Here is a 24,190-nt window from a genome sequence, read left to right on the forward strand (position 1 = left end):
CGTCGCGATGACCGTGGTGGGGACCGTCCGTCCTACCCGCGTCGCGATGACCGTGGTGAGCGTCCCACCGGTGGTGGCGGCGGTTTCCGCCGTGACGACCGTGGTGGCGACCGTCCGTCGTACCCGCGTCGCGATGACCGCGGCGGCGACCGTGGCGGGTTCCGTGGTGGCCGTGACGATCGCGGTGGTGACCGTGGTGGCTACCGTGGTCGCGATGACCGTGGCGGCGACCGCGACTTCCGCTCCGACCGCGACCCGGTCAAGCGGCTTCCGATCGACGAGGACGTCACCGGCCTCGAGATTGACGCCGATGTGCGCCAGGAGCTGCTGAGCCTGCCCAAGGGTCTGGCCGAAGAGGTCTCGAAGAACCTGGTCATGGTCGCGCGCCTGATCGACGAGGACCCCGAGCAGGCGTACGCGTACTCGCGCATCGCCCTGCGGCTGGCCTCCCGTGTCGCCGCCGTCCGCGAGGCCGCCGGCTTCGCCGCGTACGCCACGCAGAAGTACAGCGAGGCCCTCGCCGAGTTCCGCGCCGCCAAGCGCATGACCGGCTCGGTCGAGCTGTGGCCCGTCATGGCCGACTGCGAGCGCGGCCTCGGCCGTCCGGAGCGGGCGCTGGCCATGGCCGGCGAGCCCGAGGTGCAGAAGCTGGACAAGGCCGGCCAGGTCGAGATGCGTCTGGTCGCGGCCGGTGCCCGGCGGGACCAGGGACAGCTCGAAGCGGCCATCGTGACGCTGCAGAGCCCGGAGCTGGCCTCCAGCTCCGTCCAGCCGTGGACCGCGCGCCTGCGGTACGCCTACGCCGACGCCCTGCTGGCGGCCGGTCGTGAGGACGAGGCGCGCGAGTGGTTCGGCAAGACGCTCGAAGCGGACAAGGACGGGGCCACCGACGCCTCGGACCGCCTCGCCGAGCTCGACGGTGTCGAGTTCGTCGACGCCGCGGTCGACCTGTCCGACGTCGATGTCGACGCTGACGCCGACCTCGAGGACGAGATCGACGACGAGGACGACGAGGACGAGGACGAGGCGGAGATCGCCGCGGCCGAGCGCGCCTCCGACGTCGCCGAGTACTACGACGAGGACGACGAGGAGTACGAGCCGCTGGAGCAGTCCGCGGCCGACGCCGACGCGCAGGACTCGGGCCGCGACAAGGCCTGAGGCAACGGTGAGTGAATGAGAAGGGCGGTACCCCCGGTGGGGTACCGCCCTTCTTCATGTCCGGAGGGGGTTCAGCCCAGGCCGCGCAGGACCAGGCCGGTGGCCGGTTTCGGTCCGAAGGAGGTGGACTTCCGGGGCATGGTGACGCCCTGGCGGGCCAGGTCCCGCACGACCTCCTCCCGTACGGGGTGCAGCAGGACGGCGGTGCCCCCGTGGCGTTCGGCCATGGCCACGGTGGACGCGGCGTCGTGGATGTACGTGATCTCCTCGGGGGCGTCAGGAACGTGCCAGAGCGCGTCGAGGAGGGTCGCGTGCAGGACGGTGGCGTCCAGCCGGCGCCAGGCCTCCGGGCGGTCGTGGCGGACCGTGCGGTCGAGGAGCGCCAGGTCGGGATCGGTGACCAGGTGGAAGGTGCCGTCACCGGTCAGGAGGAAGGCGTTGCCGCGCTCCGAGGCGTCCGCGAGGGCGTCCAGGGCCAGCGGGAGCGGCCCGTCGACCGTAGTGACGCGGAAGTGGCCGCCGAGGGCGGCGAGGGCGTCGGCGACCGGGAGGCGGCGCAGCATCCGGTGGATGGCGCGGACCTGGAGCGGGTAGCGGGCGGTGTCCACGAGGAGGACCAGGCCGAAGTCCCAGGCCGTCGGGGAGCCGTGCTCCTCCTGGAGGCGCAGGTAGGTCGCCCAGCGGTGGTGGCCGTCGGCGATGAGGGCCTGGCGGTGGCTGAGATCCGCCGTGACGGCGGCGAGCTCGGCCGGATCCGTGATGGCCCAGAGGCGGTGCTGGAAGCCGTCCTCGGTGGTGGTGGACAGCAGCGGCGCGCGCTGGGCGGTCCGCTCGACGACCGCGGCCGCGCCCGTGCCGGGGTCGTCGCCCCGGTAGGTGAGCAGGAGCGGTTCGAGATTGGCGGAGGTGGCCCGCATCAGGCCGGCCCGGTCGGTGACCACGTCGGGCATGACGTCCTCGTGGGGGAGGACGATCCCGGCGTCCGCGGTGGACAGGGCGAGGGCGCCGATGACGCCGCGCTGGAGCAGGCCGGCCTTGCGCTGCTCGTACACGTAGAGCGCGGGCTCGGGGTCGGCGCTGAGGATGCCCTCGGCGAGCCAGTCGTGCAGGGTGCGGGCGGCCTGTTCGTTGCGCGCGGCCGGGGTGCCGGCCTGCGGGAGGATCAGGCGGACGATGTTGTGCGGGTCGGCGGATTCGAGGTGGTCGACTCCGTCGGGGCGCACGACCACGTCGTACGGCGGGGACGTGACGGCCGCGAGGCTGCCGACACGCTCCGGGACGTAGCGCAGGCCATGGAACGGGATCAGTCGCAGCCCTTGGTCCGCGGTGCCAGGTGTGGTCATTGGTGCATGGTAAGTCGCGTCTCGCCATGCGGGATGATCGGGGCAGTGCAGAATCGGACAAGATCGATCTCCCCCGGCTGCCGCCGCGAGGGGCTCACAGAGGAGCGGAAGCGATGACCCGGCAGAGCAGGACCAGTCCCGCGGCGAGTGAGCAGAGTCTGCACCAGGCGTACGACACGGCCCTGCTGGACTTGGACGGGGTGGTGTACGCGGGCGGCGAGGCCATCGCGCACGCCGTGGAGTCCCTCGCCGTGGCCCGGGCCGACGGGATGCACCTCGCCTACGTCACCAACAACGCGCTGCGGACCCCGGACGCCGTCGCGGAGCACCTGAGCGAGATGGGCATCCCGACGGAGGCGGCCGAGGTCATCACCTCGGCGCAGGCGGTGGCCCGGCTGATCGCGGAGCAGGTGGAGCCGGCGTCGAAGGTGCTGGTGATCGGCGGGGAGGGGCTGCGGGTCGCGCTGCGCGAGCGCGGACTGGTGCCGGTGGACTCGGCGGATGAGGCGGGTCTGGCGGCGGTGGTGCAGGGGTACGGGGGGCCCGAACTGCCCTGGGGGCGGTTCGCGGAGGCCTCGTACGCGATCAACCGCGGGGTGCCGTGGTTCGCGTCGAACACCGACCTGACGATCCCCGGGGCGCGGGGGATCGGGCCGGGCAACGGGGCAGCCGTGGAGGTCGTACGGATCGCCACGGGCGCGGAGCCGCAGGTGGCGGGCAAGCCGCTGCCCCCGATGCACCGGGAGACGGTGCTGCGGACCGGGGCGGAGCGGCCGCTGGTGGTCGGGGACCGGCTGGACACCGACATCGAGGGCGCCTTCAACGGGGAGGTGGACTCGCTGCTGGTGCTGACCGGGGTGACGGACGCGGAGCAGCTGGTGCGGGCCGAGCCGAGGCACCGGCCCACGTACGTGGACCGGGACCTGCGCGGGTTGCTGACCGGGCAGCCGGAGGTGGAACCGGTCGCGGAGGGCTTCCACTGCGGAGGCTGGACCGCGGTCGCGCTGAACCGCGGCGTGCTGGAGCTGCGCGGGGAGGGCGGGGACCCGGTCGACGGGCTGCGGGCGCTGTGCGCGGCGGCCTGGACGGCCGCCGGGGACGGGGTCTGCACGCTGGACGCGGCGAAGGCGCTGGCCAGGCTGGGTCTTTAGGGCGCGAGGGGGGATCCGGCCGGGATGCAGGGTAGGTTAGCCTAACCTGCGTGTTGGTCGAGAGTCCCCCCGAATCCGAACCGAGCGCGGCGCCCGAACGGGCCGCCGCCGCCCGCCCGCGCCATGCCGCGCGCGCCGCCGGTCTGCTCGCCGCCCTCGTGGTGCTGGCGCTGATCGCCGTCGTGAGCATCGCCGTGGGCGCCAAGCAGATGCCACTCGACGAGGTCTGGCACGGCCTGTTCGCCTACGCGGGGACGACCTCCGACGTGGTGGTGCGGGACCTGCGCGTCCCGCGCACGCTCCTCGGCCTGATGGTCGGCCTCGGCCTCGGCCTGTCCGGTGCCGTGATGCAGGCGCTGACCCGCAACCCGCTGGCCGAGCCGGGCATCCTCGGCGTCAACGCCGGCGCCGCGGCCGCCGTGGTCTCCGCGATCAGCTTCTTCGGCGCGACGTCGATCCGTGAGTTCGTGTGGTGGGCCTTCCTCGGCGCCGCCGTCGTCTCGGTCGTCGTGTACGTGCTCGGAGGCAGCCGCAGCGCGACCCCGGTACGCCTCGCGCTCGCCGGTACGGCGGCCAGCGCGGCCCTGATCGGCTACATCAACGCCGTGCAGCTGATGGACAGCAAGGCGCTCGACAAGCTCCGCTTCTGGACGGTGGGTTCGCTGGCCTCGGCCAACATGGACACCGTCCGGCAGGTGGCCCCCTTCCTGATCGTCGGCGCGGTGCTCGCACTGTCGCTCGGCCGGCCGCTGAACGCGATGGCCATGGGCGACGACACGGCGCGGGCGCTCGGCGCGCACCTGACGCGCACCCGGATCGGCGCCATGGTCGCCATCACCCTGCTGTGCGGTGCGGCGACCGCCGCGTGCGGGCCCATCGTCTTCATCGGGCTGATGATCCCGCACCTCGTCCGGGCGTTCACCGGTCCCGACATGCGCTGGGTGCTCGCGTACTCGGCCGTCCTGTCACCCGCCCTGCTGCTCGGCGCCGACGTCGTCGGCCGTGTCGTCACCCGGCCCGCCGAACTGCAGGTCGGCGTCGTGACCGCGCTCATCGGCGGCCCAGTCTTCATCTACCTGGTTCGGCGCAAGAGGATGGCCCAGCTGTGACCGTGACCGCGACCGCGGACGACACCTCTCACAAGGGCCGGTCCGGGCCCCGTCCGCTGCACCTGCCCGGCGGGATCTCGCTGCGCGTCGAGGGGCGCGCGCTGGCCGTCGGGCTCCTGCTCGCCGCCGTGACGCTCGCGCTGGCCGTCCTGCTCATCGGCACCGGCGACTTCCAGATCGCACCGTGGGACGTCGTCCAGACCCTGCTGGGCAACGGCACCCCCGCCAACGACTTCATCGTCAACGACCTGCGGCTGCCGCGGGTCCTGGTCGCCCTGCTCGTCGGCGCCTCCCTCGGGATGGCCGGGGCGGTCTTCCAGTCGGTCTCCCGCAACCCGCTCGGCTCGCCGGACCTGCTCGGCTTCGGCTACGGCTCGGTGGTGGGCGCGCTCGTCGTCATCATCCTCTTCAAGGGCGATGCCAACGAGGTGGCCGTCGGCGCGCTGATCGGCGGCCTGCTGGCCGGAGCCGCCGTCTACCTGCTGGCGTACAAGCAGGGCATTCAGGGCTACCGGCTGGTGCTGGTCGGCATCGGCGCCTCCGCCATGCTCATCGCCGTGATCCAGTACCTGATCACGAAGGCCCAGATGATCGAGGCCACCCGCGCCACGGTCTGGCTGACCGGTTCGCTGGCCGGCCGCGACTGGGCGCAGGTGTGGCCGCTGCTCGCGGTCTGCGCGGTGCTCTTCCCGCTCGTCCTCGGGCAGGGCAGGGCCCTGCGGATGATGGAGATGGGCGACGACGCCGCGTACGCCCTCGGGGTGCGGGTCGAGCGGACGCGGCTGCTGCTGATGCTCGCGGCGATCCTGCTCACCACCGCGGCGAGCGCGGCGGCCGGGCCCATCAGCTTCGTCGCGCTGGCCGCGCCGCAGCTGGCCCGGCGGCTCACCCGCTCGCCCGGCGGGAACCTGCTGACGGCCGCGCTGATGGGCTCGGTGCTGCTGATGGTGTCCGACTGGGCCTCGCAGCGGGCCTTCGGCGCGGACCAGTTGCCGGTGGGCGTGGTGACCGGGCTGGTCGGCGGTGTCTACCTGCTCTGGCTGCTCGTCACCGAGCGCAAGGCGGGACGTATATGAACCTGATGAGGAGTACGCAAGTGCAGCGGCTGACCGCGGAGAACGTGACGCTCGGCTACGACCAGCGGGTCATCGCCGAGAACCTGTCGGTGGAGATCCCCGACAACTCCTTCACGGTGATCGTCGGCCCCAACGCCTGCGGCAAGTCCACGCTGCTGCGGGCCCTGTCGCGGATGCTGAAGCCGGCCGCCGGACGGGTGCTGCTGGACGGGCAGGTCATCGGCTCGATGCCGGCGAAGAAGGTCGCCAAGACCCTGGGGCTGCTCCCGCAGTCCTCGATCGCGCCGGACGGCATCACGGTGGCCGACCTGGTGGCGCGCGGCCGGTACCCGCACCAGGGGCTGCTGCGGCAGTGGTCGGCCGAGGACGAGCGGGTCGTGAACGAGTCGATGGCCTCGACCGGGGTCGCCGAACTCGCCGACCGGGCCGTCGACGAGCTGTCGGGCGGGCAGCGGCAGCGGGTGTGGATCGCGATGGCGCTGGCGCAGCAGACGCCGCTGCTGCTGCTCGACGAGCCGACGACGTACCTGGACATCCAGCACCAGATCGACGTGCTGGACCTGTGCGCGGAGCTGCACGAGAACCAGGGGCGGACGCTGGTCGCGGTGCTGCACGACCTGAACCACGCGGCCCGCTACGCGACGCACCTGATCGCGATGCGGGGCGGGAAGGTCGTGGCGGAGGGGCCGCCGGCGGAGGTGGTCACGGCGGAGCTGGTGGAGCAGGTGTTCGGCCTGAAGTGCCAGATCATCGACGATCCGGAGACGGGTACTCCGCTGGTGATTCCCGCGGCGCGGCGTTCCCGCGCGGGGGCCGACGCGGTGGTGTAGCGGGTGCGGCGCCGTTGCTCCCCCAGCTACCGCTGGGAGGTGCCCCCAGGGCTCCGCCCCGGACCCCGCTCCTCAAACGCCGGAGGGGCTGGATTGTGCGGGCGGGGCCGGATTGTCCCGGCGGGGCTGGATTGTGCCGGCGGGGCTGGATTGTGCCGGCGAGGCCGGAGATCAGAGCAGGCTCTTCAGGCGTAGGAGGTCGCGGAAGCCGGCTTCCAGTTTGACTCGGCCGGAGGCCCAGGCCTTGGCGAACTTGAGGTCGCCCGCGACCAGGGCGAGGAGGTCGTCGCCCGTCATCGCGAGGCGGATCTCGGCCTTCGAGGCCGGCGGGCCGGGGGCGACCGCGTCCACGCGGATGCTGCCTCCGTCGAGGCGGCCCGTGAACGTCTCGTCGAGGTCGGTGATGTGGCAGCTCAGGGAGCGGTCGAGCGCGGCCGCGCCGCGTACGCCGCCGTCGGCCCGGGCGAGATTGCCGGAGAGGGTGTCGAGTGCTTCGCGGCACTCCTGGATCGTAGCCATCGTGATCACGACCGTACCGCAGAGCCGTGCGTGGTCGCGGGGCGCTTCGGGGTAGCGTCGGGGCATGACCGACGAAGCCCAGGGCGCAGCAGAAGCCGACGGCGAAGCCTCCGCCGGGCCCGCGGGGCCCGTGGCGCTGGGCGTCGTACGCACTCCCACCGGACACGCCGGCGTGGACGCGCACCTGGCGCGGCTGGCGGATGCGGACCACCTCGCGGCGGACGGACACGTCGAGGTGTACGAGGATGTCCACCGGGGGCTGCGCGAGGCGCTGACGGCGCTGGACGCACCGCCCGTCCCTGGTCCGTACGAAAACAGGAGCTGAACCGAACGTGGCAGGAGTGGCACGCCGCCGCCTGGACGCCGAACTGGTACGCCGCAGCATGGCCCGCTCGCGCGAGCACGCCGCGCAGCTGATCGCCGCGGGCCGGGTGACCGTGGGCGGCACCACCGCGACGAAGGCCGCCACCCAGGTCGAGACGAGCGCGGCTCTGGTCGTCCTCAAGGACGACAGCGATCCCGACTACGTCTCGCGGGGCGGCCACAAACTCGCGGGCGCGCTGGCGGCCTTCCAGCCGCAGGGGCTGCGCGTGGAGGGCCGCCGCGCGCTGGACGCCGGGGCCTCCACGGGCGGGTTCACCGACGTGCTGCTGCGCGCGGGCGTCGCCCACGTGGTCGCCGTCGACGTCGGCTACGGGCAGCTCGCCTGGTCGCTGCAGAGCGACGACCGGGTGACGGTCAAGGACCGGACGAACGTGCGCGAGCTGACGGTCGAGCAGATCGACGGGGTCGCGGTGGACCTCGTCGTCGGTGACCTGTCCTTCATCTCCATCGGCCTGGTGCTGCCCGCGCTCGTACGGTGCTGCGCGCCCGACGCGGACCTGGTGCTGATGGTCAAGCCGCAGTTCGAGGTGGGCAAGGACCGGCTGGGCAGCGGCGGAGTGGTGCGCAGCCCGGAGCTCAGGGCGGAGGCCGTGCGCGAGGTCGCGGCGCAGGCGGCGAAGCTGGGGCTGGGCGTCGTCGGGGTGACGGCGAGTCCGCTGCCGGGGCCGTCGGGCAACGTCGAGTACTTTCTGTGGCTGAGGGCGGGGGCACCGGCACTCGACCCGGCGGATGTTGACCGTGCAGTGGCGGAGGGGCCGCAGTGACAGATTCAACGGGGGAACGCACCGTCTTCCTGCTCGCGCACACCGGGCGGCCAGCGGCCATCCGCAGCGCGGAGCTGGTCGTCAAGGGGCTGCTGCGCTGCGGGCTGGGCGTACGCGTCTTCGCGCACGAGGCGGTGGACCTGCCGCTGCCGCCCGAGGTGGAGCTCGTGACCGAGTCCACCCCGGGGGTGCTCGACGGGTGTGAGCTGCTGATCGTGCTGGGCGGGGACGGGACCCTGCTGCGGGGCGCGGAGTTCGCGCGCGCCTCGGGGGTGCCGATGCTGGGCGTCAACCTGGGCCGGGTGGGGTTCCTCGCCGAGGCCGAGCGCGACGACCTGGACAAGGTCGTGGACCGGGTGGTGTCGCGCTCGTACGAGGTCGAGGAGCGGATGACCCTCGACGTGGTCGTGCGCACGAACGGCGACGTGGTCCACCGGGACTGGGCGCTGAACGAGGCCGCGGTCCAGAAGGTGTCCCCGGAGCGGATGCTGGAAGTGGTCCTGGAGATCGACGGGCGCCCGGTGACCGGCTTCGGCTGTGACGGGATCGTCTGTGCGACTCCGACGGGCTCGACGGCCTACGCCTTCTCCGCGGGCGGGCCGGTGGTCTGGCCGGAGGTGGAGGCGCTGCTGATGGTGCCGATCAGCGCGCACGCGCTGTTCGCGAAGCCGCTGGTGACCTCGCCCACCTCGGTGCTGGCGGTGGAGGTGCAGGCCGGCACCCCGCACGGCGTGCTGTGGTGCGACGGCCGGCGGATGCTGGAGCTGCCGTCCGGGGCCCGTGTGGAGGTCCGGCGCGGGGCGGTGCCCGTGCGGCTCGCCCGGCTGCACCACGCGTCCTTCACGGACCGGCTCGTCGCGAAGTTCGCACTGCCCGTGTCCGGTTGGCGCGGGGCGCCCCACTAGCGCGTGTCCCGGCGTGTCGGTCTTCGCCCTTAATAGCACATCCGTTCGGAGAACTCGGGACGGGTGACGTCACATGGCACCGGTGAAACCTCGGTATCGTCGTCCCGTGCTTGAGGAGATGCGGATACGGTCGCTCGGGGTCATCGACGACGCGGTGGTCGAGCTGTCGCCCGGTTTCACCGCGGTGACCGGCGAGACCGGCGCGGGCAAGACGATGGTCGTCACCAGCCTCGGGCTGCTGCTCGGCGGTCGCGCCGACCCGGCCCTGGTGCGGATCGGGGCCAAGGCCGCGGTCGTCGAGGGCCGCATCGTCATGCGCCCCGGCGCGCCCGCCGCCGTACGCGCCGAGGAAGCCGGGGCGGAGCTCGACGACGGCGCCCTGCTGATCAGCCGGACCGTGTCCGCCGAAGGGCGCTCGCGCGCCCACGTCGGCGGCCGCTCCGTGCCCGTCGGCCTGCTCGGCGAGCTCGCGGACGACCTGGTCGCCGTCCACGGGCAGACCGACCAGCAGGGCCTGCTGCGCCCGGCCCGGCAGCGGCAGGCGCTCGACCGGTACGCCGGCGACGCCGTCGCCGTCCCGCTGGAGAAGTACGGCTCCGCCTACCGCAGGCTGCGCGCCGTCGCCGTCGAGCTGGAGGAGATCACCACCCGGGCCCGGGAACGGGCCCAGGAGGCGGACCTGCTGCGCTTCGGGCTGGACGAGATCGCGGCCGTGGAGCCGGTGGCCGGCGAGGACACCGAGCTGGCGGCCGAGGCCGAGCGGCTCGGGCACGCCGAATCGCTGGCCTCGGCTGCCCAGCTGGCCCACGCCGCGCTCGCCGGCAATCCCGAGGACCCGGAGGCCATCGACGCGAACATGCTCGTCGCCGGCGCCCACCGGGCCCTGGAATCCGTACGGTCGCACGACCCGGCGCTCGGCGCGCTCGCCGAGCGGATCGGGGAGCTGGGCATCCTGCTGTCCGACGTGGCCGGCGAGCTCGCGGGCTACGCCGACGACCTCGACGCCGACCCGCTGCGGCTGGCCGCGGTGGAGGAGCGGCGGGCGGCCCTGACCCAGCTGACCCGCAAGTACGGCTCCGACGGCACCGTGGACGCCGTACTGCAATGGGCCGAGCAGGGCGCGGCACGGCTGCTGGAACTGGACGGCGACGACGAGCGGATCACGGAGCTGACCGCCGAACGCGACGGACTGCGCTCCGAACTCTCGCTGCTGGCCCAGGCACTGACGGACGCCCGGGTGGAGGCGGCGACCCGCTTCGCCTCCGCCGTGACGGAGGAGCTGGCCTCGCTGGCGATGCCGCACGCCCGGGTGACCATCGACGTCCGGCAGGCCGAGGACCCCGAAGGGGTGGACGTGGACGGCCGCCCGGTCGCCTACGGACCTTCCGGCGCGGACGAGGTCGAACTGCTGCTGGCCCCGCACCCCGGCGCCCAGCCGCGGCCGATCGCCAAGGGTGCCTCGGGCGGTGAGCTGTCCCGGGTGATGCTCGCCGTGGAGGTCGTCTTCGCCGGCTCCGACCCGGTGCCGACCTACCTCTTCGACGAGGTCGACGCGGGAGTCGGCGGAAAGGCGGCCGTCGAGGTCGGCCGGCGCCTCGCGAAACTCGCCAAGTCGGCGCAGGTCGTGGTCGTCACGCACCTGCCCCAGGTGGCCGCCTTCGCCGACCGCCAGCTGCTCGTCGAGAAGACCAACGACGGGTCGGTCACCAGGAGCGGGGTCACCGTCCTGGAGGGCGAGGCCCGGATCCGCGAGCTGTCGCGCATGCTGGCGGGGCACGAGGACTCGGTCTCCGCGCGGGCACACGCCGAGGAACTGCTGGCGGCGGCGCGCGCGGACGCGTGAGCCGGCCCGGCGCGGCACGGACACAGGAGGGCCCGGCGCGCACCGCGCGGCGGGCCCTGCGCCGTGTCCGCCGCCGTTCCCGGGCGGCCGCGGCCCTCGCGGGCAGCCGCCGGGGTGACGCGACGCTAGGCCGTGTGGGTGAGGATGGCAGGCGTCCGGCGGTATCTCGTACGGGATCCGCACCCGTATGGTCCCGGAACGCGCGTGCGGACTGGCATCCTTGGCGACGTCTCTGACTCCCTCCCACACCCTGGAGCTTCGGCCCGTGAGCAGCTCCCCGGTCTCCACCTCCCTCCCGGCACAGCCCTACGGGCGCCAGCCGCTCCGCACCGTCCAGGTCCTCGGCGACGGCGCGGGCGCGGGCAGCTGCGCGCACGTACGGTCGCTCGCGACCGGGCTCGCCGCACGCGGCGTACGGGTCACGGTGTGCGCGCCCGTCCAGGCGGAGGGGGAGTACGACTTCACCGGCGCCGGGGCGCAGTTCGCGCCCGACGCCGTGAGCGTGCTGCGGGCCGCGTGCGCCGGAGCGGACGTCGTGCACGCCCACGGGGTGCGCGCCGGCATGCGCGCCGCGCTGGCCATACGGGGACGCCGGGTGCCGCTGGTGGTGAGCTGGCACGGCGACGGACCGGCGGCCGCGGGCGCGCTGGGACGGCTGAGCCGGATGCTGGAACGGCACGTGGCACGGGCCGCGGCCGTGGTCCTCGGCGCCTCCTCGGACCTGGTGGACCTCGCACGGCTGCGGGGCGCCCGGGACGCGCGGCTGTCGCCGGTGGCGGTACCGCCGTGCCCGGAGGGCCCGGACGGGCGGGGCGCGGCGGACCCGGGCAAGGTGCGGGCGGAACTCGGGGCGGTCGGACGGCCCTTGCTCATCACCGTCGGGAGCCTGGTCCCGCACCGCGGGTACTCCCTGCTGCTCGACGCGGCACGGGAGTGGCGGGCGCTGGACCCGGCCCCGCTGCTGGTGATCGCGGGCGAGGGGCCGCTACGGGCCGGACTGTCGCGGCGGATCGAGGCCGAGGGGCTCCCGGTACGGCTGCTGGGACGCCGCCGGGACGCGGCGCAGCTGCTGGCGGCGGCGGACCTGGCGGTGCTGCCGAGCCGGCGCGAGGCGCGGGCCCTGCTGGCGCAGGAGGCTCTGCGGGTGGGCGTGCCGCTGGTGGCCACGGCGGTGGGGGGCGTGCCGGAGCTGGTCGGGGAGGGCGCGGTCCTGGTCCCGCCGGGGGACGCGGCGGCACTCGCGTCGGCCGTGACCGGCCTGCTGGCGGATCCGGAGCGGAGGGCTGCGCTGGCCGTGGCGGGGCGGGTGCAGGCGGCGACGTGGCCGTCCGAGGACGACACTGTCGCGCAGGTCCTGTCCGTCTACGACGAACTGATGGAACGAGCCCGCCGCTAGCCTCCCGGCGGGGCCGCAGTCGCCTCCTGCGGCCCGTCTGCGGGGGCTCCGCCCCCGAGCCCCCGCGCCTCAAACGCCGGCGAGGCTGAAAGACCGGGGCTCCGCCCCGAACCCCGCGCCTCAAACGCCGGCGGGGCTGGGATTGCCCGGCGGGGCGGAAAGATCGGGGCTCCGCCCCGGACCCCGGTCCTCAAACGCCGGACGGGCTGAAAGATCGCCTCAAACGCCGGCGGGGCTGGAATGGCCCGGCGGGGCTGGATTTGGCGGAGCTGCGCTGAAAGGTGTCGCCCGGCGGGCTGGATTGGCGCGGAGCGGCAAGTTCAGCCTCGCCGGCGTTTGAGGCGCGGGCGCGGAGCGCCGTAGGGGGTCCGGGGCGGAGCCCCTGGGAACGGTGGAAGGGCGGGTAGGGGACAGCCCCCGCAGGGCCGCCTGCGCGTGCCGCCAAGGGGTCGACGGACAGAGTCCGGCGCAGCCGTCCGAAGCCCGGGAGGCGCCCCGGCGCCGAGCGGTGCGAGGAGGGCGTCAAGAAGGAGACGGGGCGTGGCGGCGGGCGCGGAGGGCCAGGCTCAGGGAGAGGACCGTCTCCGGGTCGTCCAGGTCCGTGCCCAGGAGTTCCGAGATGCGGGCCAGGCGGTTGTACAGGGTCTGGCGGTTGAGGTGGAGCTCGCGGGCCGTCTCCGCCTTGCGGCCCGCGTGGGCCAGGTACGTCTCCAGCGTGGGCAGCAGAGGGGGCCGCGACGTGGTGTCGTGGGTGCGGAGCGGGCCGATCGCCCGGTCCACGAAGGCCGCCAGGTCCGGGTGTTCGCGCAGCCGCCACAGGAGGAGGTCGATGTCCAGCCGCCGAGCGTCGTACCAGGGCCGGGCCGGCAGGCCGTGGGCCGCGGTGGCGGTCTCCGCGGCGTGCCGCAGGCCGGCCGAGGCGGCCGCCCAGCCGCCCGCGACGCCGACGACCACGGCCGGCGGCGCGGCGGCCCGGTCCAGGCCCGCGCGTTCGACGCCCGCCCGCAGCGCGGCCGAGACCCGGTCCGCCACCGCCGTGCGCTCCGACTCCGCCCGGAGGGACACGAGGAGGGGGACCCGGCCCTCGACCGGGCGGACGCCCAGCAGGACCGGCACGCCGACGGACGAGAGCTCCTCCAGGACCGCGCGGGCCAGGACGGCCCAGTTCCCGGACGGGCCGAGGTCCGAGGCGAGCCGCATGACCACCGGCAGCAGCGGCCCCGCGCCCGGCTTGAAGCCCAGGACGCGGGCCTGCGCCGGGGCGTCCTCCGCCGAGATGCGGCCCTCGGCCAGGTCCGTCAGGAAGTCGCCGCGGCCGCGCGCCGCCAGTTCCTCCTCCTGCCGTGCCTGCATCAGCACGACGGCGAGCACCCCGGCCGTGCGCTCCGCCGCCATCCGGTGCACCGGCAGCAGCGGCGCCGAGACCCCGACCAGGACGACACGGGCCCGGACCGATCCCGTGCCGTGGCCCCCGCCCGGTACGTCGACCACCACGGTGTTCGCCGACGGCTCGGCCTCGCGCTGGCCCCGTAGGCCCTCCCACACCTGCAGCGGGTCCGCGCCCGCGTCCCCGGCCGAGCTGCCCGCCGCGTACAGCAGCTGACCGTCGGGGGTCTCCAGGAAGACCGGGTTCCCGGTGAAGTCGGCCAGGATCCGCAGCACCTGCGGGATGCCACCACCGCCCAACAGGGCTTCCGTACAGCGCCGGTGGACCTCCTCGGCCCGCTGCAGGAGCGCGTAGTGGTGGTTGACGATCTCGGTGTGGACCTCCTCCGTGACAGTGACGAAGGGGACCTCCCGGTGGAGCTGGACCAGGGGCAGCCCCGCCGTGCGCGCGGTCTCCACGATCGTCGCCGGCAGCCGGGTGAAGCGCGGTCCAAGCTCCACCACCAGCGCGGCGATCCCGCGGTCCGCGAGGCGCCGTACGAAGGCGCGCTGCTCGGCGGGCCGGGTGCCCAGGCCGAGGCCGGTGGTCAGCAGCAGCTCGCCGCCCTTGAGCAGGGAGGCGATGTTCGGGACCTCGCCCGCGTGGACCCAGCGGACGGTGCGGCCGAGCCGGTCGGCGCAGGCCACCACCTCGGGCAGCCCGCTGCGCAGTCCCGGCAGCTCCAGTGCCCGCTGAACCGTGATCCCGCCCTGGTTGTCCATAGCGCGGGACGCTACCGGGCCGCATGTGCCGGGGACATCACCTGGCGGTTACAACGCCCGATCTGCCCCTCTTCTGGACCGACAACTCGTCTTCTCCGCAAGGGGATTATCGGACCGCGTGCCGATTGTGGTCTGCGTCACCCAGGTAGAGAGTGGCGGCCTCCCGACACAGGAAGAGGACTCCATGAGCAGAGGCACGACCAGCGGGGCGTCCCGGACGCCCGCGGCTCCGCAGGTGCAGCGACTCAAGGCCAACTCGGTCGGCCTCGTCGGCGTCGTCTTCATGGCCGTCGCCACCGCCGCCCCGATCACCGCCATGACGGGCAACCTGCCCATCGCCGTCGGCTTCGGCAACGGCACCGGAGCCCCGGCCGGATACCTCTTCGCCACCCTCGTCCTGACCGTCTTCGCGGTCGGCTACGTGGCGATGGCCAAGCGGATCACCGCCGCGGGGGCCTTCTACGGATACATCTCGCACGGCCTCGGCCGGATCGCGGGCATGGCCTCCGGCATGCTCGCCGTCCTCGCCTACATCGTCTTCGAGGCCTCGATCGTCGGCGTGTTCGCCTACTTCACGAAGACAACCGTCCACGACCAGCTGGGCGTCGACCTGCCCTGGATCGTCTACGCGGCCGCCATGCTGGCCGTCACCGCCGCCCTCGCGCACTTCGACATCAACCTCACCGCCAAGGCGCTCGGCGTGATGCTCGTCGCCGAGATCGCCGTGCTCTTCGCCGTGGCCACCGCCGTGCTGATCGCCGGCGGCGGACCGGAGGGGATCCCGCTCGAACCCGTCAACCCGAAGAACGCCTTCACCGGCACCTCAGCCGGCCTCGGCCTCTTCTTCGCCTTCTGGTCCTGGGTCGGCTTCGAGTCCACCGCCATGTACGGCGAGGAGTCCCGCGACCCCAAGCGGGTCATCCCCAAGGCCACCCTCATCTCCGTCGTCGGCGTCGGCCTCTTCTACATCTACGTCTCCTGGATGACCATCGCGGGCAACGGCCTGGCCGCGTCAGTCGAGCTGTCCGCGTCCGCCAGCCCACTCGACCTGTTCTTCGCCCCCACCCGGACCTTCATCGGCGCCTGGGCCGTGGACGCCTTCCAGTGGCTGCTGCTCACCGGCTCCTTCGCCTGCGGCATGGCCTTCCACCAGTGCGCCGCCCGGTACCTCTACGCCATCGGCCGCGAGGGCTTCCTGTCGCCGAAGCTCGGCCACACCCACCCCAAACACGGCTCCCCGTACCTCGCCTCGGTCGTGCAGACCGCCATCGCCACCGCGCTCGTCGCCGGCTTCTGGCTCACCGGGCAGGACCCGTACCTGCACCTCTACACGCTGCTCGCGATCCTCGGCACGATGGCGATCCTGATCGTCCAGACGCTGTGCTCCTTCGCCGTCATCGGCTACTTCCGCAAGAACCACCCCGAGGACCGGCACTGGTTCAAGACCTTCACCGCCCCGCTGCTCGGCGGCATCGGAATGACGGCCGTCGTGGTCCTGCTCGTCCTCAACATGGAGACCGCGGCCGGCAGCGCCGCCGGATCGATCTTCTTCAAGCTGATCCCGTGGATCGTCGGCGCGGTCTTCCTCGGCGGCCTCGGCCTCGGCTTCTGGCTCAAGGCGAAGGCCCCCGCGCGCTACGAGATCATCGGCCGGATCGTCCTGGAGGACGCCGCCGAGCGCCCCGGCGACGCCGACGGCCGGCCGGACCTGACCGTCCTGCCCGCACAGGGCAACCCCTCGTCCACCGCCGCGAACCTCTGAGGAGCCCCGCCATGGCCCGTACGCCCCTCATGCACGCCCTGCGCCGCCTCGCCGCCGAGCACGCCGCAGCAGCCCGCCTCGGCATGCCCGCCGCCGAGGTCCGCGGATCCACCCGCCGTGAACTCCTCGGGCGCGCCGCCGCCCTCGGCCTTGGCGCCGCCCTCGCCGGCTCCGCGGCCGGGGCCGCCCACGCCGCCGAGGCCACCCCCGACAAGAAGCCCGTCTCCCCGGCCCGCGTCGCCGTCATAGGCGCCGGCATCTCCGGCCTGACCGCCGCCCTCACCCTCAAGGACGCGGGCGTCGACTGCACCCTGTACGAGGCCGACCCGAGCCGCGTCGGCGGCCGGATGTGGACCCAGCGCGGCCACTGGGCGTACGGACAGACCTCCGAGATCGGCGGCGAGCTGATCGACACCAGCCACAAGAAGATCCTGGCGCTGTGCCGCCGCTTCGACATGCCCACCGAGGACTTCCTGGGCGGCGGCCCCAACGGGGCGGAGGAAGTGCTCTGGTTCAACGGGGAGTACTACTCCCGCACCCAGGCCGACGAGGACTTCAAGGCCGTCTACCAGGCCCTGCACCGGGACCTCTCCGACGCCGGCGAGGTCTCCTGGAACAGCAGCACGCCCGCCGGCACCGCCCTCGACAACATGACCCTGTACGAGTGGATCGAGAGCCGGATCCCCGGCGGCCACGGCTCGCAGCTCGGCCGCTTCATCGACGTGGCCTACAACGTCGAGTACGGCGCAGATACCAGCCGGCAGTCCGCGCTCGCCCTCGTCCTGCTGATGGGCTACCAGCCCAACCCGGGCAACTTCAACGTCTGGGGTCTGTCCAACGAGCGGTACCACATCACCGGCGGCAACGACCGGCTGCCGAACGCCATCGCCGCCGCCCTGCCCGCCGGCTCGATCGTGATGGGCCGTGAGCTGGTCGCCGTACGGGCCAACGCCGACGGCACCCAGACGCTGACCTTCAACGACTCCGGATCCGTGCGCACCACCGTCGCCGACCACACCATCCTGTGCCTGCCCCTGCCGATCCTCCAGCGCATCGACACCTCGCAGGCCGGGTTCGACCCGCTCATGCGGAACCTGCTGCGCGACGCCCGGATGGGCTACTGCACCAAGCTCAACATGCAGTTCACCGCCCGCCCCTGGCGCGGCACCGGCCCCTGGCCCGGCGTCTCCGCGGGCGACTGCTTCACCGACTCCGACGTCCAGCAGACCTGGGACACCACCAAGGTCCAGCCCGGCATGGGCGGCATCCTGCTCCAGTACGGCGGCGGCACCCTCGCCGGGTCGCTCACCCCCGCGACCCCCTTCGCCACCGAGACCGACCCGTACGTGCGCGCCCTCGCCGGCCGCATGCTGACCGGCATCGACGCCTTCTACCCGGGCACCAAGGCCGTCTGGACCGGCAAGGCCCAGCTCTCCGCCTGGCACCGCAACCCGTACGCGCTCGGCGCGTACTCGTACTGGCCGACCGGCTACCTGCACCGCTACGCCAAGTACGAGGGCACCGCCCAGGGCAACGTCCACATCGGCGGCGAGCACTGCAGCTACGACTTCCAAGGGTTCATGGAGGGCGGTGCGACCGAGGGCGAGAGGGCCGCGCGGGAGGTGATCGCCGCCCTCACCTGAGGGGCTTCAGGTCGGCCGGATGTTGTGGTTGAAGCGGAAGACGTTGTCCGGATCGTACTGCCGCTTCAGGTCGCCCAGCCGCTGCATGTTCGCGCTTCCGAGGCCGGAGACGACCCGGTCCCCGCCCTCGTCGCCGGTGAAGTTCAGGTACACCGCGCCGGTGCTCCACGGCTCCGCGTCGGCCCGGACGTCCTTGACCCACTGCCGGCACCTCTCGTCGTCGGCCGCGTCCTCCCAGATCCCGAACGGGTGCACCGCCCAGGGCGCGTCGCGGTACGGCACCGGGTAGTCCGCCGGGCCGGAGGCGATGGCGCCGCCCTGCGGGAAGACCAGGTGCTGGGTGCCGGTCGGCACCGGCATGGACTCGGCGCGGGCGCAGAAGGCGGTCACGAACTCGTCCGGGAGACCGGTGAGGTACTCCGCCGACCAGTAGTTCCGCATCCCCGGCGGGTCGTCGATCATGCACTGGAGGTCGGCGTAGGGGATGGCCGTGACGATCTCGGACTCGTGGGGGATCGCCAGCAGCGGCCGCGCCAGCTCGCGCATCTCCTCCTCCGGACCCGCGTACGTCAGCAGCGCGCCGGCCAGCAGCAGGCCGACCAGGTGCGGCGGTACGAACTCCTCGGGCGGGCCGGTGAGGTAGAGGGCGGCGCCGGAGGCCTCCGGCGGTCCGGCCTCGATGACCTCCCGGAACGCACGGACCACCTCGGGCCCGCGTTCGGGCAGGTACAGCACGAACGCGATCGACATGTGCGGCAGTTCGTGCAGGCGCAGGGTCAGCGAGGTGGCGATGCCGAAGTTCCCGCCGCCGCCGTGCAGCCCCCAGAACAGCTCGGGATGGTCCTCGGCGGTCGCGTGCAGCAGCTCGCCGTCCGCGGTGACCAGGTCCACGCCCAGCAGGTTGTCCACCGCCAGGCCGAACTTCCGGTCCAGCCAGCCGGTTCCGCCGCCCAGCACGAAGCCGCCGACGCCGGTGGTGGAGGCCCGGCCGCCGGTGGTCGCCAGCTCGTACGGCTGGCAGGCCCGGTCCAGGTGGCTCATCGTGGCCCCGCCCTCGACGTGCGCGGCCCTGGCCGCCGGGTGGACCGTCACCTCGTGCATCCGTCGCAGGTCCACGACGAGACCGCCGTCGTTGAGGGACATCCCCGCTACGCTGTGCCCGCCGCCGCGCACGGCGACGTGCAGGTCCAGGTCCCTCGCGAAACGCACGGCGGTCACCACGTCCGCCGCGCTCTCGCACTGGGCGATCACGGCGGGCCTGCGGTCGATCATCGCGTTGAAGACCGTCCGGGCCTCGTCGTACCCGGGGTCCTCCGGGGTGAACACGGCGCCGGACAGATCCTCGCGGAGCGCGGTCAGGGCCGCGCCCGCCTTCGAGAGGGGAGCCATGGCCGCCCCCTTCCACAGGAGGGCATAGGACCCTTCCAGCGTAGGGGGCGGGGATCAGCGGGGCGCGGCGAGCAGCCCGCGCCCCGTACGCCCGGGGAGGGGGCTAGCCCCCGTACGCCCCGCTCGCCGTCAGCCGCAGGGCCGTGTCGATCAGCGGAACGTGGCTGAAGGCCTGCGGGAAGTTCCCCACCTGCCGCTGGAGTCGCGGATCCCACTCCTCCGCCAGCAGACCCAGGTCGTTGCGGAGCGACAGCAGCCGCTCGAACAGCCGGCGCGCCTCGTCCACCCGGCCGATCATCGCCAGGTCGTCGGCCATCCAGAACGAGCAGGCCAGGAAGGCCCCCTCGTCGCCCTCCAGGCCGTCCACGCCGGCCTCCTCGCCCGCCGTCGGGTAGCGCAGGATGAAACCGTCGGGCGTGGACAGCTCGCGCTGGATCGCCTCGATGGTGCCGATGACCCGCTTGTCGTCCGGCGGCAGGAAGCCCATCTGCGGGATCAGCAGCAGGGAGGCGTCCAGCTCCTTCGACCCGTACGACTGGGTGAAGGTGTTGCGCTCCTTGTCGTAGCCCTTCTCGCACACGTCCTGGTGGATCTCGTCGCGCAGTTCGCGCCACCGCTCCAGCGGCCCGTCCGCGTCGCCGCTCTCGATCAGCTTGATCGTGCGGTCCACGGCCACCCAGGCCATCACCTTCGAGTGCACGAAGTGGCGGCGCGGGCCGCGCACCTCCCAGATGCCCTCGTCCGGCTGGTCCCAGTGGGTCTCCAGGTAGCGGATCAGCTTGAGCTGGAGCAGCGAGGCGTAGTCGCTGCGGGCGAGGCCCGTCATGTGGCCGAGGTGCAGGGCCTCGGTGACCTCGCCGTAGACGTCCAGCTGGAGCTGGCCCGCGGCGCCGTTGCCGACGCGGACCGGGCGGGAGTTCTCGTAGCCGGGCAGCCAGTCCAGTTCGGTCTCGCCGAGCTCCCGCTCGCCCGCGATCCCGTACATGATCTGCAGGTTCTCCGGGTCGCCGGCCACCGCGCGCAGCAGCCACTCGCGCCAGGCGCGGGCCTCCTCGCGGTAGCCGGTGCGCAGCAGCGAGGAGAGGGTGATGGCCGCGTCGCGCAGCCAGGTGTAGCGGTAGTCCCAGTTGCGGACCCCGCCGATCTCCTCCGGCAGGGAGGTGGTCGGCGCGGCGACGATCCCGCCCGTGGGCGCGTACGTGAGGGCCTTGAGGGTGATCAGGGAACGGACCACGGCCTCCCGGTAGGGCCCGTGGTACGTGCACTGCTCGACCCACTCGCGCCAGAAGTCGGTGGTCGAGTCCAGCGCGGCCTCGGCGTCCGGGGGATCCGGCGCGTCCTTGTGGGAGGGCTGCCAGCTGATGCAGAAGGCCATCCGGTCGCCGGGTCCGACCGTGAAGTCGGAGTACGTCGTCAGGTCCTTGCCGTACGTCTGGGCCTCGGTGTCCAGCCAGACCGAGTCGGGGCCGGCGACGGCGACGGTGCGCCCGTCGACCTTGTGCACCCAGGGCACGACCCGCCCGTAGCTGAAACGCATCCGCAGCGCCGAGCGCATAGGGACGCGCCCGCTGACGCCCTCCACGATGCGGACGAGCTGCGGCGCGTGGTCCTCGCGGGGCGGCATGAAGTCGATCACGCGGACCTTCCCGCGGGGCGTGTCCCACTCCGACTCCAGCACCAGCGAGTCACCGCGGTAGCGGCGGCGGTCGGCACGCGGGGCCTCGGAGCCGGCCGGATACGCCGGGCCGATCCGCCAGAACCCGTGATCCTCGGTGCCGAGAATGCTCGCGAACACGGCATGGGAGTCGAAGCGAGGCAGGCAGAGCCAGTCCACCGCCCCGTCCCGGCAGACCAGCGCCGCGGTCTGCATGTCCCCGATCAGTGCGTAATCCTCGATGCGCCCGGACACGTTGCATCTCCAGTCGAACGGCCACGTCCGCCCCGAAGGGCGCTTGCATTGCGCGGTTGCGCGGTCACCTGTGGGTGGGGATCTCCGCGTTGAGCCCATGATTCCGTATATCGGCTCGGTTAGGCCGTCTGACGGACTGCCCGGCGGTGATGTGTGCGATATCCGAGCAGGATATGACGGCACCCTAGTGATCTCCTTAAGCCGCGGAAGAATGGCGTTGGGCCGAACGGGTGACGAGGTGCCACGCCGGCCCGCCGCACTTCGGCGCCCTGCTACCAGCCGCTGACGCCGCGTGGCCGGAGGCGGACCGGCCCGGGCGCTGATAGGCTGGTACCCCGTGGACCGGTGGTCTGCCTGTGCGAATCAGGAGCCCCGAAACCGCAGCTTCGGCGCCCCCTGAGACCCTTCCGGATCGACGGTGGCCGGCGCCGGACGCACCTCACCTCGCGACCACGGGAGCCCCCTCTTGGCGATGCCGCCCAAATCCATGACGACCAAGCACATCTTCGTCACCGGGGGTGTCGCTTCCTCCCTCGGCAAGGGCCTGACGGCCTCCAGCCTGGGTGCGCTGCTGAAGGCGCGCGGTCTTCGGGTCACGATGCAGAAGCTCGACCCGTACCTGAACGTCGACCCCGGCACGATGAACCCGTTCCAGCACGGCGAGGTGTTCGTCACCAACGACGGCGCCGAGACCGACCTGGACATCGGCCACTACGAGCGCTTCCTCGACGTCGACCTCGACGGCTCGGCCAACGTCACCACCGGCCAGGTCTACTCGCAGGTCATCGCCAAGGAGCGGCGCGGCGAGTACCTCGGTGACACCGTGCAGGTCATCCCGCACATCACCAACGAGATCAAGCACCGCATCCGCCGCATGGCGACCGAGGACGTCGACGTCGTCATCACCGAGGTCGGCGGCACCGTCGGCGACATCGAGTCGCTGCCGTTCCTGGAGACCGTCCGCCAGGTCCGCCACGAGGTCGGCCGCGACAACGTCTTCGTCGTGCACATCTCGCTGCTTCCCTACATCGGCCCCTCCGGCGAGCTCAAGACCAAGCCGACCCAGCACTCGGTCGCGGCCCTGCGCAACATCGGCATCCAGCCCGACGCGATCGTGCTGCGCGCCGACCGCGAGGTCCCGACCTCGATCAAGCGCAAGATCTCGCTGATGTGCGACGTGGACGAGGCGGCCGTGGTCGCGGCCATCGACGCCAAGTCCATCTACGACATCCCGAAGGTGCTGCACACCGAGGGCCTGGACGCGTACGTCGTGCGCAAGCTCGACCTGCCCTTCCGCGACGTCGACTGGACGGTGTGGGAGGACCTGCTGGACCGCGTCCACAACCCCGACCACGAGGTCAAGGTCGCGCTCGTCGGCAAGTACATCGACCTGCCCGACGCCTACCTGTCGGTGACCGAGGCGCTGCGCGCCGGCGGTTTCGCCAACAAGGCCCGGGTCCAGATCAAGTGGGTCACCTCCGACGAGTGCAAGACCCCGGCCGGTGCCGCCGCGCAGCTGGCCGACGTGGACGCGATCTGCGTGCCCGGCGGCTTCGGCGACCGCGGTGTCAACGGCAAGGTCGGCGCGATCACCTTCGCCCGCGAGAACAAGATCCCGCTGCTCGGCCTCTGCCTGGGCCTGCAGTGCGTGGTCATCGAGGCCGCGCGCAACCTCGCGGGCATCGAGGACGCCAACTCCACCGAGTTCGACGCCTCCACCCCGCACCCGGTCATCTCGACCATGGAGGAGCAGCTGGCCTTCGTCGAGGGCGCGGGCGACCTGGGCGGCACCATGCGTCTGGGCATGTACCCGGCGAAGCTCGCCGAGGGCTCGATCGTCCGTGAGGTCTACGGCGACCAGGCGTACGTGGACGAGCGCCACCGGCACCGCTACGAGGTCAACAACTCCTACCGCGGCGAGCTGGAGAAGAAGGCCGGCCTGGTCTTCTCCGGCACCTCCCCGGACAACAAGCTCGTCGAGTACGTCGAGTACCCGCGCGAGGTGCACCCCTACCTGGTGGCCACCCAGGCCCACCCGGAGCTGCGCTCGCGCCCCACGCGCCCGCACCCGCTGTTCGCGGGCCTGGTCAAGGCGGCCGTGGAGCGGCAGCAGTCCGCGAAGTGAGGGCCTGACCGCATAACGTAGGCAGCCGGGGCACGGATCGTGCCCCGGCTGTCGCGTTCTCGGGAAGGTATCGGCCATGGCCATGGGCAACGACATCGGCAACGACATCGTGGACACACCGGAGTCGTGGGAGGTCGTCGCCTCGCGCACCCCGTTCGAGGGCGCGAAGACGTCCGTCAAGTCGGACCAGGTCCGGATGCCCGACCGTTCGGTGGTGCGCCGCGACTACCAGGTGCACCCGGGCTCGGTGTGCGTGCTCGCCCTCGACGAGCAGCAGCGGGTCCTGGTCCTGCGGCAGTTCCGCCACCCGGTGCGGCACCGGCTGTGGGAGCTGCCGGCCGGGCTCCTGGACGTGGCGGGGGAGAACCCGCTGCACGCGGCCCAGCGGGAGCTGTACGAGGAGGCGCACGTCAAGGCGGAGGACTGGCGCGTCCTGGCCGACTTCTTCACCTCCCCGGGAGGGTCGGACGAGGCGGTACGGGTCTTCCTGGCGCGGGACCTCGCGGACGCGGAGGGGGCGCGGTACGCGGTCTCCGACGAGGAGGCGGACATGGAACTCGCGCGGGTTCCTCTCGGGGACCTGGTGCGGGGGGTCCTCGCCGGTGAGCTGGGCAACCCGGGGCTGGTGACGGGGGTCCTGGCCGTTTCCGCTGCGCTGGCGGGGGAGGGGCTGGACGCGCTGCGCCCCGCCCTGGCCCCGTGGCGGGCCCGCCCGTACGAGGCATAGCCCGCACCC

20 protein-coding genes are annotated in these 24,190 nt (G+C 72.9%); 15 read left to right on the plus strand and 5 right to left on the minus strand.

The window, feature by feature from the left end; all coding sequences use genetic code 11:
- Both ACIPYQ_RS34820 and ACIPYQ_RS34825 read left to right on the plus strand, forming a co-directional pair.
- Positions 1-331 (plus strand): hypothetical protein (locus ACIPYQ_RS34820; RefSeq protein ID WP_401258145.1); only part of this gene is annotated, 331 nt, incomplete at its 5' end.
- Positions 313-1,158 carry a hypothetical protein gene (locus ACIPYQ_RS34825; protein ID WP_401258146.1) on the plus strand — a complete coding sequence of 282 codons (846 nt, stop codon included), beginning with the start codon at positions 313-315 and terminating at the stop codon, positions 1,156-1,158. The genes ACIPYQ_RS34820 and ACIPYQ_RS34825, both read left to right, overlap by 19 nt.
- 71 nt (positions 1,159-1,229) lie before the next feature.
- Here the strand turns inward: ACIPYQ_RS34825 and ACIPYQ_RS34830 are convergent, their stop codons facing one another.
- Positions 1,230-2,501: a DUF1015 domain-containing protein gene (locus tag ACIPYQ_RS34830; RefSeq protein WP_361769191.1), complete on the minus strand. Its 1,272-nt coding sequence runs from the start codon at positions 2,499-2,501 to the stop codon at positions 1,230-1,232.
- A 113-nt stretch (positions 2,502-2,614) separates the two neighbouring features.
- Between ACIPYQ_RS34830 and ACIPYQ_RS34835 the strand changes: the two genes are divergently transcribed.
- Genes ACIPYQ_RS34835 through ACIPYQ_RS34850 form a run of 4 tightly spaced genes read left to right on the plus strand, consistent with a single transcriptional unit; the run spans position 2,615 to position 6,667 of the window.
- Entirely contained in the window at positions 2,615-3,652 is a 1,038-nt protein-coding gene (locus ACIPYQ_RS34835) for an HAD hydrolase-like protein (protein WP_401258148.1), read from the plus strand.
- Positions 3,653-3,702: 50 nt separating this feature from the next.
- Complete coding sequence (locus tag ACIPYQ_RS34840; protein ID WP_361769195.1) at positions 3,703-4,761, plus strand: iron chelate uptake ABC transporter family permease subunit; 1,059 nt, start codon at positions 3,703-3,705, stop codon at positions 4,759-4,761.
- A gap of 2 nt (positions 4,762-4,763) precedes the next feature.
- Positions 4,764-5,837, plus strand: coding sequence for a FecCD family ABC transporter permease (locus tag ACIPYQ_RS34845; protein WP_401258288.1), 1,074 nt, complete (start codon positions 4,764-4,766; stop codon positions 5,835-5,837).
- Positions 5,834-6,667 (plus strand): ABC transporter ATP-binding protein, encoded by an 834-nt coding sequence (locus tag ACIPYQ_RS34850; RefSeq protein ID WP_401258150.1) that lies wholly within the window; start codon positions 5,834-5,836, stop codon positions 6,665-6,667. The genes ACIPYQ_RS34845 and ACIPYQ_RS34850 overlap by 4 nt, the downstream gene beginning before the upstream one ends.
- A 171-nt stretch (positions 6,668-6,838) precedes the next feature.
- Here the strand turns inward: ACIPYQ_RS34850 and ACIPYQ_RS34855 are convergent, their stop codons facing one another.
- Positions 6,839-7,186: an SCP2 sterol-binding domain-containing protein gene (locus tag ACIPYQ_RS34855; protein WP_361769199.1), complete on the minus strand. Its 348-nt coding sequence runs from the start codon at positions 7,184-7,186 to the stop codon at positions 6,839-6,841.
- Between the two features lie 64 nt (positions 7,187-7,250).
- On the opposite strand from ACIPYQ_RS34855, the gene ACIPYQ_RS34860 reads away from it, so the two are divergent.
- From ACIPYQ_RS34860 to ACIPYQ_RS34880, 5 genes are all read left to right on the plus strand, one after another.
- On the plus strand, positions 7,251-7,511 hold the full coding sequence (locus tag ACIPYQ_RS34860) for a hypothetical protein (RefSeq protein ID WP_351588206.1): 261 nt from the start codon (positions 7,251-7,253) through the stop codon (positions 7,509-7,511).
- 7 nt (positions 7,512-7,518) lie between these two features.
- On the plus strand, positions 7,519-8,334 hold the full coding sequence (locus ACIPYQ_RS34865) for a TlyA family RNA methyltransferase (RefSeq protein ID WP_361769203.1): 816 nt from the start codon (positions 7,519-7,521) through the stop codon (positions 8,332-8,334).
- Complete coding sequence (locus ACIPYQ_RS34870; protein ID WP_361769205.1) at positions 8,331-9,239, plus strand: NAD kinase; 909 nt, start codon at positions 8,331-8,333, stop codon at positions 9,237-9,239. The genes ACIPYQ_RS34865 and ACIPYQ_RS34870 overlap by 4 nt, the downstream gene beginning before the upstream one ends.
- Positions 9,240-9,357: 118 nt before the next feature.
- A complete protein-coding gene (recN, locus tag ACIPYQ_RS34875; protein WP_362238508.1) occupies positions 9,358-11,082 on the plus strand; it encodes a DNA repair protein RecN in 1,725 nt (574 codons plus the stop codon).
- Between the two features lie 265 nt (positions 11,083-11,347).
- Positions 11,348-12,478 (plus strand): glycosyltransferase family 4 protein, encoded by a 1,131-nt coding sequence (locus ACIPYQ_RS34880; RefSeq protein WP_401258153.1) that lies wholly within the window; start codon positions 11,348-11,350, stop codon positions 12,476-12,478.
- A gap of 522 nt (positions 12,479-13,000) precedes the next feature.
- Here the strand turns inward: ACIPYQ_RS34880 and ACIPYQ_RS34885 are convergent.
- Positions 13,001-14,626 carry a PucR family transcriptional regulator gene (locus tag ACIPYQ_RS34885; RefSeq protein ID WP_401258154.1) on the minus strand — a complete coding sequence of 542 codons (1,626 nt, stop codon included), beginning with the start codon at positions 14,624-14,626 and terminating at the stop codon, positions 13,001-13,003.
- A gap of 184 nt (positions 14,627-14,810) precedes the next feature.
- On the opposite strand from ACIPYQ_RS34885, the gene ACIPYQ_RS34890 reads away from it, so the two are divergent.
- Both ACIPYQ_RS34890 and ACIPYQ_RS34895 read left to right on the plus strand, forming a co-directional pair.
- Positions 14,811-16,388 (plus strand): APC family permease, encoded by a 1,578-nt coding sequence (locus ACIPYQ_RS34890; RefSeq protein WP_401258155.1) that lies wholly within the window; start codon positions 14,811-14,813, stop codon positions 16,386-16,388.
- Positions 16,389-16,399: 11 nt separating this feature from the next.
- Positions 16,400-18,031, plus strand: coding sequence for a flavin monoamine oxidase family protein (locus tag ACIPYQ_RS34895; RefSeq protein ID WP_401258156.1), 1,632 nt, complete (start codon positions 16,400-16,402; stop codon positions 18,029-18,031).
- A 6-nt stretch (positions 18,032-18,037) separates the two neighbouring features.
- On the opposite strand, the gene ACIPYQ_RS34900 is transcribed toward ACIPYQ_RS34895, so the two are convergent.
- The gene (locus ACIPYQ_RS34900; protein WP_401258157.1) at positions 18,038-19,420 is read right to left on the minus strand and encodes an FAD-binding protein; all 1,383 of its coding nucleotides are present in this window, start codon (positions 19,418-19,420) and stop codon (positions 18,038-18,040) included.
- Positions 19,421-19,523: 103 nt separating this feature from the next.
- The gene (locus ACIPYQ_RS34905) at positions 19,524-21,329 is read right to left on the minus strand and encodes a glycoside hydrolase family 15 protein (RefSeq protein ID WP_361769216.1); all 1,806 of its coding nucleotides are present in this window, start codon (positions 21,327-21,329) and stop codon (positions 19,524-19,526) included.
- 472 nt (positions 21,330-21,801) lie between these two features.
- Between ACIPYQ_RS34905 and ACIPYQ_RS34910 the strand changes: the two genes are divergently transcribed.
- On the plus strand, positions 21,802-23,454 hold the full coding sequence (locus tag ACIPYQ_RS34910) for a CTP synthase (protein WP_361769218.1): 1,653 nt from the start codon (positions 21,802-21,804) through the stop codon (positions 23,452-23,454).
- Positions 23,455-23,530: 76 nt separating this feature from the next.
- On the plus strand, positions 23,531-24,181 hold the full coding sequence (locus tag ACIPYQ_RS34915) for an NUDIX domain-containing protein (protein ID WP_401258159.1): 651 nt from the start codon (positions 23,531-23,533) through the stop codon (positions 24,179-24,181).
- Positions 24,182-24,190: the final 9 nt, after the last annotated feature.

Origin of the sequence: Streptomyces sp. NPDC090045, from assembly GCF_044747975.1 — a bacterium.
Taxonomy (GTDB): Bacteria; Actinomycetota; Actinomycetes; order Streptomycetales; family Streptomycetaceae; genus Streptomyces.

What these genes read in the sequence shown, in the direction of transcription:
- ACIPYQ_RS34830 (WP_361769191.1), bottom strand. Translation starts at nt 2,501, where the DNA reads ATGACCACACCTGGCACCGCGGACCAAGGGCTGCGACTGATCCCGTTC.
- ACIPYQ_RS34835 (WP_401258148.1), top strand. Translation starts at nt 2,615, where the DNA reads ATGACCCGGCAGAGCAGGACCAGTCCCGCGGCGAGTGAGCAGAGTCTG.
- ACIPYQ_RS34850 (WP_401258150.1), top strand. Translation starts at nt 5,834, where the DNA reads ATGAACCTGATGAGGAGTACGCAAGTGCAGCGGCTGACCGCGGAGAAC.
- ACIPYQ_RS34855 (WP_361769199.1), bottom strand. Translation starts at nt 7,186, where the DNA reads ATGGCTACGATCCAGGAGTGCCGCGAAGCACTCGACACCCTCTCCGGC.
- ACIPYQ_RS34860 (WP_351588206.1), top strand. Translation starts at nt 7,251, where the DNA reads ATGACCGACGAAGCCCAGGGCGCAGCAGAAGCCGACGGCGAAGCCTCC.
- recN (WP_362238508.1), top strand. Translation starts at nt 9,358, where the DNA reads ATGCGGATACGGTCGCTCGGGGTCATCGACGACGCGGTGGTCGAGCTG.
- ACIPYQ_RS34885 (WP_401258154.1), bottom strand. Translation starts at nt 14,626, where the DNA reads ATGGACAACCAGGGCGGGATCACGGTTCAGCGGGCACTGGAGCTGCCG.
- ACIPYQ_RS34890 (WP_401258155.1), top strand. Translation starts at nt 14,811, where the DNA reads ATGAGCAGAGGCACGACCAGCGGGGCGTCCCGGACGCCCGCGGCTCCG.
- ACIPYQ_RS34895 (WP_401258156.1), top strand. Translation starts at nt 16,400, where the DNA reads ATGGCCCGTACGCCCCTCATGCACGCCCTGCGCCGCCTCGCCGCCGAG.
- ACIPYQ_RS34900 (WP_401258157.1), bottom strand. Translation starts at nt 19,420, where the DNA reads ATGGCTCCCCTCTCGAAGGCGGGCGCGGCCCTGACCGCGCTCCGCGAG.
- ACIPYQ_RS34910 (WP_361769218.1), top strand. Translation starts at nt 21,802, where the DNA reads ATGCCGCCCAAATCCATGACGACCAAGCACATCTTCGTCACCGGGGGT.
- ACIPYQ_RS34915 (WP_401258159.1), top strand. Translation starts at nt 23,531, where the DNA reads ATGGCCATGGGCAACGACATCGGCAACGACATCGTGGACACACCGGAG.